The organism is Alicyclobacillus fructus, assembly GCF_017329605.1.
GTDB lineage: Bacteria > Bacillota > Bacilli > Alicyclobacillales > Alicyclobacillaceae > Alicyclobacillus > Alicyclobacillus fructus.
Map to the genome: position 1 here is coordinate 41,534 of NZ_JAFMTY010000024.1, position 10,296 is coordinate 51,829.

The window sequence follows — 10,296 nt, forward strand, 5'->3', positions numbered from 1 at the left end:
TTATCCCTTCAGACGGTCGAGGTCCTCGATGATTTGGTCGTAGGTCGCCTTGTTCAAGAAGTTTTGCACCAAGTAAATCTTTGCCTTCGGCGCCACCTGCCGCGCGCGCGTCTCGAAGCTCGCCTGCGTGAACACCACCTCGGCCGTGGGCGGCAGCTGGTTGACCGGCACGTGATGCACAGGGATGTCGTAACCCGCTTCCTGCAGGCGCTTTTTCAAGATGGAGGCGCCCATCGCGCTCGATCCCATGCCGGCCTCGCACGCGAAGTACACGGCCGACGGCACGCGCGCAAGCGTTTCTTCTGGTTGACCCGCCTGGCCCGCCGTGGTCGGCGCCGCAGCCTGCGCGGACGGAGCGAACTTCGACTGGGACTTCATGTCCTGAACCACCGCCTGCGCGAACGCGAGCGCACCCTCGTCCATCTCGTCGCGCGAACGGCGAATAAAGAAGGAAGCCACCAGGAACGAGACCAGCGCACCCACGAAGATGCCGGAGAGCACCGGGAAGTAGCCGCCTTTTGGCGTCATGGCGATCTCGGCGAAGATGCTTCCGGGCGACGGCGTCGCCACGAGACCGGCGTGCAACACCATGAAAGTCGCGTCTGCCGCCATGCCGCCGAGAATCACAGCGAGCACGAGAACGGGGCGCATCAGCACGTACGGGAAATAGACCTCGTGAATGCCGCCAAAGAACTGAATCAGAATGGCGCCCGGCACCGACTGGCGGATGGCGCCCTTCGCGAATACCCAGTAGGCCATCAGAAGTCCCAGGCCCGGGCCGGGATCGGTCTCCAACAGGAAGAAGATGGACTTCCCGGTCTCCTTCGCCTGCTGCACGCCGATAGGTTCAAGGATACCGTGGTTGATGGCGTTGTTCAAAAACAACACCTTGCCAGGTTCGATGAAAATCGCGATGAGCGGCAGCAAATGCGCATTGGTCACCCACACGGCCGCCGCGCCCAGCCAGGCCGACACGCGGTCCATCACCGGCTGTACGGCCAGAAATCCGAGGATGGCAAGCACCGCGCCGAGAATGCCTGCGGAAAACGTGTTCACCAGCATCTCGAAACCGGCGCGAATGCGGCCCTCGACCGCGCGGTCGAACTGCTTGATGAGATAGCCGCCGAGCGGCCCCATGATCATGGCGCCGATGAACATCGGCTGGGAAGCGCCGATGGCCACGCCCGCCGTGGCGATGGCGCCGACGACGCCACCGCGGATGCCGTGCACGAGGCGCCCGCCCGTGAAGCCGATGAGCACCGGAATGAGGAAGGACACCATCGGAGAAACGAGTTGGTCCAACTTGGCATTCGGTGTCCAGCCCGTGGGAATGAAAAATGCGGTGATCAGACCCCACGCGATGAATGCCGGAATATTGGGCATGACCATGCCCGCCAGAAAGCCGCCGAACTTTTGCATCGCCGCCCGAGCCCGGCCGCTCGAGGCGATCGGTTGCTCTGCAACATGGGTCGCCACAGTACGCCCTCCTTCGACAGTTGTAATCGCTTTCTGTCGAACACGATACATGCCCGTCGTACGCGCATCAACGCAAACAAATTCAGGCCTGACGCGGCGTTTGGCGTCAGGCCCGAAAAGCTCCGTCACGGCGGGGCTTTCCCGTCAATCCGTCACCCTGAGGACAATTTTACCGATGTTCTGGTTGGCCTCCATCCGCTCGTGCGCGGCCCGCACGTCGCGCCAGTCATAGACGCGATCGATGACCGGGGCGATCTCGCCCTTCGCCAGCGCATCGTAGGCGAAGGCGACAAACGCGGCCGTGAGCTCGATCTTCGCCTCCAGGCTGCGGGAGCGGAGCGCCGTCCCGATGATCTGTTGCCGCTTGGCGAGGATGTGGCCGAGATCCAGTCCGTCGACCTTGGTGCCTCCCATCGTGCCGATGACGATGAGCCGCCCGTCCACCGCCAGCGCGCGCAGGTTGTCGTGAAAGTATGGAGCGCCCACGAAGTCCAAGATGATGTCCGCGCCGCGGCCACCGGTCTCGCGCCGGACGAAATCGACGAACGATCCGTCGTGGTAGTTCCACCCGGCCACGGCCCCCAGTTCGAGGCACTTCGCAATCTTGTCCGGGCTGCCCGCGGTCACGATGCTTCGCGCCCCGGCAAGCCGGATCAGCTGAATGGCCGACGTGCCGACGCCGCTCGCTCCCGCGTGCACGAGAACCGTCTCGCCAGGGCTCAGGCGGCCGAGCACAAAAAGGTTCAGATAGGCCGTGAGGAACGTCTCCGGAATGGCCGCGCCCTGCTCGTACGAAAGGGCGTCTGGCAACCGGATGAGCATCCCCGCCGGGACGACGGCGTACTGCGCATATCCGCCGCCGGGAAGAAGCGCCGCGACGCGATCGCCCACTTGGACCGACGAGACGCCCGGCCCCAGCGCTTCCACGTCGCCCGCCATTTCAAGGCCCAGGATCTCCGATGCGCCCGGCGGAGGCGGGTACAGGCCGCGCCGCTGCAGGAGATCGGCGCGATTCAGGGCCGTGGCGCGTACGCGCACCAAGACCTCGCCCGGCCCCGGCGACGGTGTCTCCACCTCGCCGATGTCGAGTACCTCCGGACCGCCGAACGATTTGAGCATCACTGCGAGCATCATCGTCGCCTCCCCATGCACCCCCATCGTATCACAGGGGCGCGTCGGCGCCAAAAGCATCCAAGTCGATCTCGCCGCGCTCGATCTTCTTCAGCACCTGCAGGTACAGCGGGCCTTCCACCTCGAGAACGCGCGCCCGCAGGCGCTCGGGCGTGTCGCCGGGAAGCACGGGGACCTCGGCCTGCGCGAGCACCGGGCCGTGATCGTACTCGTGATCCACCACATGGACGGTGGCGCCGGTCACGGATTCTCCGCTTTCGATCACGGCCTCGTGCACGCGCATGCCGTACATGCCTGGGCCTCCAAATTTCGGCAACAGACTCGGGTGAATGTTGAGGATCCGGTTTCTGTAGGCGGAGAGCGTGACGGGGCCAATTCGCTTCATGTAACCGGAGAGCAGAACCCATTCGGCGCCGTGCTGACGAAGGCATTGGCAAAGCGCGCGATCCGCCTCGTCCGGCCCGCCGCACCGTTTTTCGTTCACCACCACCGCAGGAATGCCGAGATCGCGCGCGCAGGCGAGCGCCGCACTGCCCGGGTTGTTGCTCACCACGAGCACCGGCTCAAATTCGACCTCATGCCGCGCCCGGGCCTCGAGCAGGTAGCGCATGCCGGATCCGTTGTGGGAGGCGAGAAACGCGATTTTTCGCATCGGCGACTATTCCACTCCTTTGAATGCGTGTATCCTGAAAGAGAATCTGCAACGAGCGAGGACGATAGCATGACACCATCGGAACGACTCAAGCAACTGCCGGACGGCGTGTTCCAGGACCTTGCCCTGGCGGCACACGAGCGGCGCAAAAAGGGACTCGACGTGATCGACTTGAGCGTCGGATCGCCCGATCTTCCCCCGCCGCCGCACGCCGTCGAGGCGCTGATTCGCGCCGCGCAGGACCCCCGAGAGTACCGGTACGCCATCACCGCGCTGCCGGAGTTTCACGAGGCCGTCGCGGCGTTTTACGAGCGGTACGGAGTGACGCTGGATCCCGAGCGAGAGGTCCTTCAGCTCGCCGGATCCCAAGATGGACTCAGCCACCTGGCGCTCACCTTTCTGAATCCGGGCGATCTCGCCCTGATCCCCGATCCCGGCTACCCCATCTACGACGCCGGGGTGCGACTTGCAGGCGCGCGCGTGGAGCCGATTCCGGTCGACGAGGAAACGCTGCAGCCGCGCTTTGACGCCATTCCACCCGAGGTGTGGCGCCAGGCGAAGCTCATGATCCTCAATTTTCCGTCCAATCCCACGGCCGCGATCGCGACAAGTGCCACGCTCGAGCAGGCCGTGTCGCTGGCCAAGCAGCACGATCTGCTTCTGGTCCACGACTTCGCCTATTCGGAACTGGTATTCGACGGGGTACAGCCCCAGAGCATCCTGTCGGTTCCGGGCGCCAAAGAGGTGGCCATCGAGTTCAACTCGCTCTCGAAGACCTACAACCTCGCCGGGGCGCGCATCGCGTACGCCGTCGGGCGAGCGGAGGCCCTCGCGGCGCTGCGCAAGCTGAAATCGCACATCGACTTCGGCGTGTTTCTGCCCGTGCAGCGCGCGGCCATCGCGGCCCTCACGGCGCCGTGGGACGGCTACGAGCGCCAGCGCGCCATCTACGCCGAGCGGCGCGACGCGCTCTGCGCCGCGCTCGCGGAAGCGGGATGGCGCGTCCGCAAGCCGGCGGCCACGATGTTCTTGTGGGCTCAAACGCCGGGCGGCGAACCTTCCTATCCGTTCGCGCTCGCGCTGCTCCGGGAGACGGGCGTCGCCGTCACGCCCGGCATCGCGTTCGGGCCGCGCGGAGAAGGGCATGTCCGCATGGCGTTCGTGCACGACACGCCTTTGCTGGTGGAGGCGGCGCGCCGCATCGGGATGTGGCTTCGCGAGCGAAACGGGTGAGGGAACGCGGACCTGCGCGCCCTGGCCGCGTGCGGACGTTGGTCGCAGGCGGCCAGGGAACCCTCACCACATCGCGGCCAAGCCGCCGTCGATGTTCAGCGCAACCCCCGTGACGTACGACGCCGCGTCGGACACCAAGAAGGCGATGACCCGCGCGGCTTCGTCCGTCTCGCCAATTCGCCCCAGGGGAATGTTGTGCTCCGGGAGGCGGGCGAACTCATCCCACGTCAGGTCCGGCCGCTGCGCCTTCCACATCTTCTCGATTTGGTCACTCCGAATCTGCCCGATGCAGACCGCATTCACGCGGATCCCGTGTTTGCCGAGATCCTTGCTCATGGCCTTCGTCAGCGCGATCCCGGCCGCCCTCGTCACGGACGACGGCATGGACGAAGGCCCAGGGGTCTTGCCGCCGATGGCCGTGACGTTGACGATGGCGCCGCCTCCCTGGCGCTGCATGTGTGGCACGGCCTGGCGCGAACACCGAATCGCGGCGAACAGCTTCAGGTCGAGATCGCCCTGCCAGTCCGCGTCGCTCACAGAGAGGAACTCCCGCGCGTTCGCAGTTCCCGCGTTGTTGACGAGGATGTCGATCCGGCCGAATTCGCCGACCACCGCCTCAATGAACGACTCGCAGGCGCCCGGCTGCCGCACGTCCACAGGCACGGCCAGCACGCGCCGACCTGTCTCCTGTTCAATGGCGCGCCGCGCCTCGTCGAGCGCCGATTCCGTTCTCGCGCAGATGGCGACATCGGCGCCCTCCGCGGCGAGCAGCCTGGCCGTTTGCAGCCCAATGCCTTTCGATGCGCCCGTGATCACGGCGACTTTGCCTTTGAGCCCAAGTTCCATAGCCCTCGCTCCCCTCTTGGCTTATCGCTCATCCTTTTCAGTGTAGCGGATGTCCGCCGGCGAGCGCGAATGCCGCTCCCCACGCGCCACAGCGCAAAGCCCAGGATCGCCCCGACGCAGTTGAACAGAATGTCGTCAATCTCGAAGTCGCGGTAAGGAAAGCCGATGCGGGCCGAGATGATGAGGCCCGCCACCTGAAGGAAGCTCGCGGCGAAAAACGACAGCATGAGGACAAGCGACAGCTTCCGCATCGAAGCGTACATCGACGGCAGCGCCGCGCCCAGTGGCACGAACAGAAGGATGCAGCGAGCGAAGATCTGCCATGCGCCAGTCGCCCACACGAAAACGCTGCGCAGCGTCTGCCAAGGCGTCATGTCGATCTGCGGCCAGGAGGGCACCTCGTGCAGGGGGATGGGAAAGAGCGCGACATCCACCATCCATAGGGCGTACAGGACCAGCGCGTGGCGCATGCACGCCCGCCGCCACTCGACGCGCCAGCGCCGGCAAGCGGCGCGCAGGACCCACCACGCGGTGTAGGCGCCCCAGCACAGGAGGCCAAAGGGCCAAAACGTGATCATGGATCTCCTCCGGGGTTGAATCCGGGGGCATCGCGCCATTCCCCCGGATCCAGCGTGGCAATTCGCCTGGATTGTAGTACAGCAAGGCGCTCCTCGTCATGAGTCCTGAGACCCGTTTTTCGGTGCACGCAGGACGCGCATGGGAGCCTCGGCGCCCTCGCCCGGCTCTCGAATGACAAGCGCCACGCCACCAAGAATCAGCAGGGCCCCGAGCCAAAACGAAGCGGTCACCGTTTCGCCGAGCACCCACCAGCCGAGCGCCGTGCCGACCAAGGGCTGCAGAAAGAAATACACGCCGCCCGATCCCGCGGGCATGCGCCGCAGCCCCTCATTCCAAAGCAGGAACGCGCCCGCGGTGGAAAAGACGCCAAGGTAAAGCACGCCCGCCCACACCCACGTATGGCGAAGGATCACATGCAGGCTGGGCATGTGCGCAAAACTGACGGGCGTCATCACCACGAGCGCGACGAGCATGGCGTACGCGGTGATGACAAGCGACGAGTGGTGAGGTGGCACGCGCTTCACGAGAACGGACTGAAGCCCCCACGTGATGGCGGCGACCAACAGAACGAGCCCGCCCCAAAGCGCGCGGGCATGGTCCGGACGGCCCACACCAATCATGACGAACACGCCGAGCGTCGCCAGAATGACCGACGCGGCCCGCCGCCACGTGATGGCCTCCTTCAGAAGAAGGCGGGCGAAGATCACCATAAAGGCAGGGGTTCCTGAGGTGATGACGGCCCCCATCTCCGCCGTGGACTCGTGCGTCCCGACAAATTGCGCCCAGATGGAGACCGCGTAACCCACCACGCCGACGGCCGCAACGAGGGCGAAATCGCGAGGGGCCATTCGCCAGTTGACGCCCCGCCACACGCCCACCGCAGCGAGTGCGATGACACCGACGGCGTACCGAAGCCAGATGAGCGCAGAAGGATCCACCCACTCCATGACCGCCTTGCTGACCACGTACGTACCGCCCCATAGGGAGGCTGCAAGCGCCAGACACACGGCGCCGATCCACGAAGACTTCATCTCCATCCCTCCGCCTGTTCGATCCTCGAAGCTGGCGAAGGGCCGCCCCTTCGCCGTCAGCGAACGGCCCGGGGCACGTCGATTTCGAAAAACGCCGGCAACTTCGACACCTCCCATTCGCCTCGATCCTACCGCCACCAGCGAGGGCTGTCGATAACCTAGAGAAAAAGAAAATGCCGCTCGGTACGAGCGGCACTTTGCCTCGCTCACGCCCGGGCGAACGATCCGTCCTTCGAATCGACCGGCAGGAATGCGGAGAGAATCGCACCCAGAATGGGCACCCCCATCAGGATGTACAGGACACTGGTCAGCCCGACGTGATCGGCCAGGACGCCAAAGAACGTGGCGCCAATACCGCCCGCCCCCACGCCAAACCCGATGGTGAGGCCGGACGCAAGCGACACGTTGCGCGGCAAGAGCATCTGCATATACACCACGGTGACCGCAAAGGAGGAGAGAATGAAAAACCCAAACGGCAACAGCGCCAGCACAGCCCACGCGCCGTGAAGGAACGGCAATCCGAATCCGAATGGGATGGACAACAACATCGACAGGAGCAGGATGCGCTGCTTGGGCATCCGATCCGCGAGAGCGCCGCCGATGAACGTCCCCAGCGCGCCCGCCCCCAAAAACACGAACATCAGCGCGTCGGACAACGCATACGACATCCCGAATTTGTGCGCGTAGTAAAATGGCATGAACTGCGCGATGCCGATTTGGCACCACGAGCGGAGGACGATCACGACCACGAGCAGCGCCACGGCCCCGATCCGGTTCTCCCCTTCAATGGTCATGCGAACTTTCGCATAGTCGCGAAGCGAAGTCTTGTACCATGGGTAAAGCCGCAGCGTGAAAACGAGCCCCAGCGCGACGCCGACAAACATCCACAGGATGCTGTGAAGGCCCGCCGAAAGGATGAAGAGCGACACGATGAGCGGCCCCATCGCCTGGCCGCCATTTCCGCCGACCTGGAAGATGGCCTGCGCCAATCCCTTCGCCCGCCCCGCCGCGAGGTGCGCCACGCGCGACGCCTCGGGGTGGAACACGCCCGATCCCAGACCGCTCATGGCCACCATGAGCAGCAGCACGCCGTAGCTCGGCGCGACGCCCGTCAGCGTGATGCCGAGCGTGGACAGGAACAGCCCCAAGGGCAGCATCCACGCCTTGGGATGGCGATCCGCCAACGCCCCGAACAGGGGCTGCGCCACCGAAGAAGTGATGTAGGAGACCAAGACAATCAAACTGATCTCGGTGTAGTTGAGGTGAAAGAGCGGCTTGTACAACTGGGTCAGGGCCGGCACGAGCCCGGTCGTCGACAAGTCGTTGAGAAAATGCGAACCGCAGATGCTCCAAACGGCGTCCCGGTTCATCCGGCCCTTTTCGCGAACGGCCTGCACCACAGCCACGCGTCATCACCCCTGCAGAATCTCTCTTTTGCCGCGATCGCGCCCATATTTCGCGTCACGAATCAAGCGCCGAAAAAGCGGGCGAGCCGTGTGCTCACCCACTCGCGCAATGGACCACGATTGGCTTGTCGCACTCAAAACTGAATGTGCAGAGCTGCCAAAATGGAAACAACCACGCCTACGACAATACAATACCAGCCGAATGGGCGCAAGGCGCGGACCTCTGTGGTTTGGAAATACCGCATGAGGAAGGCCGTGCTGAGGAGCGCCAGCACCCCTGCGCAAAGTCCGCCGATGAGACCATCGTGAAACATCGCGTGATTGTGCTGATGCAGCATCTTCGGCACTTCGAGGATGCCCGCCCCGAGAATGACCGGCGTCGCGAGGAGAAAGCTGAACCGCGCCGCGTCGTCGTACTCCAACCCGCTCGCGAGACCGGCCGCCATGGTGATCCCGCTTCGCGAAAATCCCGGGATGAGCGCCAGCGACTGCACGATGCCGATGACAAAGCTGCGCCCGAACGACAGGTTCTCGATGTTCGTGGTCGTTCGTCTCCGGCGCCGCCGCATCCGATCCGCCCAAAACAGGACCAGCCCGTTGACGATGAGAAAGATGGAAGCCGACAACGCGGACGGAAACAGCTCCTGCAGCTTGTGTTCAAAGATCTTGCCCAAAACCGCCGCCGGGATCGTCGCCACGATGATGAGAAGCAGGATGCGCCGCTCGATCCGCCTGCGCCGATCGAAGATGGAGGCAATCAGATGGATCCACTCCGGCAAGAAGTAGATGAGCAGCGCCAAGCCCGTCCCGAGGTGAAGCATGACGACAAACGGGAGGAATTGATTCGACTCGGAGAACTGCGTCCAGCGCAACAGGTACGGCAAAATGACAGCATGCCCGACACTCGAGATGGGAAACAGTTCCGTGATGCCCTGCACGATTCCGTAGATGATGACCTGCAGTAGGTGCATACAGCGCCTGCCTTTCTGCGGATGATAGGGTTTCGGTCCCATTGTACAAGAAGATCTCATCCCGCTCACGCGATTGCCGCAAACTTGCGACCTTTTGCGGCGGGCGCGATCGTGCTAAGCTGGAATCGAACAGAAGAGAAGGGAGCGATCACGCATGAGCAAAGCCCAGTCGGTGCTCGCGCACTGGCATTCGCACCGGGACGTTCTCGCGCCGCTCGTGGCATCCGTCCCCGAGGACAAGCTCGACTTCAAGCCGTGGGATGGGGCGATGTCGTTTCGCGATCTCGTCTGGCACATCCTCGCGGTAAGCGCCACGTTCGCAGCCGCGGCCAAAGCGGGGCGCCTGACCGAGAGACCTGAACAGCCGGATCTCTCGACCAAGCAGGCTCTCCTCGACGCAATTTCGACCTTCACAGAGAAGACGCACGCGGACATCGCGTCGATCTCGGATGAACAGTTTGAAAGCATCGTGGAGACCAAGGCCGTGTTCGGCGCGGACTTACCCGCCAAAGCCCTGTTGGCGAGCCTCATCGATCACGAGATCCACCACAAGGGACAGTTGTTTGTGTATGCGCGCTTGATGGGCGCAGAAACGCTCCCGTTCTTCATTCACAGATGAGACTTCGTCCCAAAGGGGGCGAGCAGGGCTTCGGCCTTCGGCCTGCAGATCTGCTCGCCCCCTTTGGGACTTCGCTTCAGAGGGGTGGGGATGGGGGCTTATGCGTGGAAGAGCGTATCTACCGTCTGGGGACGAATGGATTCCCTGAGTGCACGACTGCGGGAGAGCGCGAAGGAACGTTTCCATGCACCCAACCTAAGATGAGGAACATGGTGGGCAGCGGGGTGGATGGCACAGGGAGATGGGGCCTGAAACGACAAAAGGCCAGGCAGATGGGTGCCTGACCTTGTTCTCTCGCCTGGCAACGACCTACCTTCCCAGGAGGCTTCCCTCCCAGTATTCTCGGCGCTGG

At 63.9% G+C, this 10,296-nt stretch carries 10 protein-coding genes; 2 read left to right on the forward strand and 8 right to left on the reverse strand.

The window, feature by feature from the left end; genetic code table 11:
- From J3481_RS12080 to purN, 3 genes are all read right to left on the reverse strand, one after another.
- On the reverse strand, positions 1-1,476 hold the full coding sequence (locus J3481_RS12080) for a PTS mannitol transporter subunit IICB (protein WP_328702132.1): 1,476 nt from the start codon (positions 1,474-1,476) through the stop codon (positions 1-3).
- A gap of 144 nt (positions 1,477-1,620) precedes the next feature.
- Complete coding sequence (locus tag J3481_RS12085; protein WP_206832362.1) at positions 1,621-2,607, reverse strand: NAD(P)H-quinone oxidoreductase; 987 nt, start codon at positions 2,605-2,607, stop codon at positions 1,621-1,623.
- 31 nt (positions 2,608-2,638) lie between these two features.
- Entirely contained in the window at positions 2,639-3,259 is a 621-nt protein-coding gene (purN, locus tag J3481_RS12090; protein ID WP_206832361.1) for a phosphoribosylglycinamide formyltransferase, read from the reverse strand.
- A 69-nt stretch (positions 3,260-3,328) separates the two neighbouring features.
- On the opposite strand from purN, the gene J3481_RS12095 reads away from it, so the two are divergent.
- On the forward strand, positions 3,329-4,492 hold the full coding sequence (locus J3481_RS12095) for an aminotransferase class I/II-fold pyridoxal phosphate-dependent enzyme (RefSeq protein WP_206832360.1): 1,164 nt from the start codon (positions 3,329-3,331) through the stop codon (positions 4,490-4,492).
- 63 nt (positions 4,493-4,555) lie between these two features.
- On the opposite strand, the gene J3481_RS12100 is transcribed toward J3481_RS12095, so the two are convergent.
- From J3481_RS12100 to J3481_RS12120, 5 genes are all read right to left on the reverse strand, one after another.
- Positions 4,556-5,338 (reverse strand): SDR family NAD(P)-dependent oxidoreductase, encoded by a 783-nt coding sequence (locus J3481_RS12100; RefSeq protein ID WP_206832359.1) that lies wholly within the window; start codon positions 5,336-5,338, stop codon positions 4,556-4,558.
- Positions 5,305-5,916, reverse strand: coding sequence for a VanZ family protein (locus J3481_RS12105; protein WP_206832358.1), 612 nt, complete (start codon positions 5,914-5,916; stop codon positions 5,305-5,307). The genes J3481_RS12100 and J3481_RS12105 overlap by 34 nt, the downstream gene beginning before the upstream one ends.
- Positions 5,917-6,012: 96 nt before the next feature.
- A complete protein-coding gene (locus J3481_RS12110; protein WP_206832357.1) occupies positions 6,013-6,948 on the reverse strand; it encodes a DMT family transporter in 936 nt (311 codons plus the stop codon).
- Between the two features lie 206 nt (positions 6,949-7,154).
- Positions 7,155-8,354: an MFS transporter gene (locus J3481_RS12115; protein WP_206832356.1), complete on the reverse strand. Its 1,200-nt coding sequence runs from the start codon at positions 8,352-8,354 to the stop codon at positions 7,155-7,157.
- Between the two features lie 134 nt (positions 8,355-8,488).
- On the reverse strand, positions 8,489-9,325 hold the full coding sequence (locus J3481_RS12120) for an undecaprenyl-diphosphate phosphatase (RefSeq protein ID WP_206832355.1): 837 nt from the start codon (positions 9,323-9,325) through the stop codon (positions 8,489-8,491).
- Between the two features lie 154 nt (positions 9,326-9,479).
- On the opposite strand from J3481_RS12120, the gene J3481_RS12125 reads away from it, so the two are divergent.
- The gene (locus tag J3481_RS12125; RefSeq protein WP_206832354.1) at positions 9,480-9,944 is read left to right on the forward strand and encodes a DinB family protein; all 465 of its coding nucleotides are present in this window, start codon (positions 9,480-9,482) and stop codon (positions 9,942-9,944) included.
- Positions 9,945-10,296: the final 352 nt, after the last annotated feature.

Coding starts and splice junctions, on each gene's coding strand:
- J3481_RS12120 (WP_206832355.1), bottom strand. CDS start 9,325: ATGCACCTACTGCAGGTCATCATCTACGGAATCGTGCAGGGCATCACG.
- J3481_RS12125 (WP_206832354.1), top strand. CDS start 9,480: ATGAGCAAAGCCCAGTCGGTGCTCGCGCACTGGCATTCGCACCGGGAC.
- purN (WP_206832361.1), bottom strand. CDS start 3,259: ATGCGAAAAATCGCGTTTCTCGCCTCCCACAACGGATCCGGCATGCGC.
- J3481_RS12100 (WP_206832359.1), bottom strand. CDS start 5,338: ATGGAACTTGGGCTCAAAGGCAAAGTCGCCGTGATCACGGGCGCATCG.
- J3481_RS12110 (WP_206832357.1), bottom strand. CDS start 6,948: ATGAAGTCTTCGTGGATCGGCGCCGTGTGTCTGGCGCTTGCAGCCTCC.
- J3481_RS12105 (WP_206832358.1), bottom strand. CDS start 5,916: ATGATCACGTTTTGGCCCTTTGGCCTCCTGTGCTGGGGCGCCTACACC.
- J3481_RS12085 (WP_206832362.1), bottom strand. CDS start 2,607: ATGCTCGCAGTGATGCTCAAATCGTTCGGCGGTCCGGAGGTACTCGAC.
- J3481_RS12095 (WP_206832360.1), top strand. CDS start 3,329: ATGACACCATCGGAACGACTCAAGCAACTGCCGGACGGCGTGTTCCAG.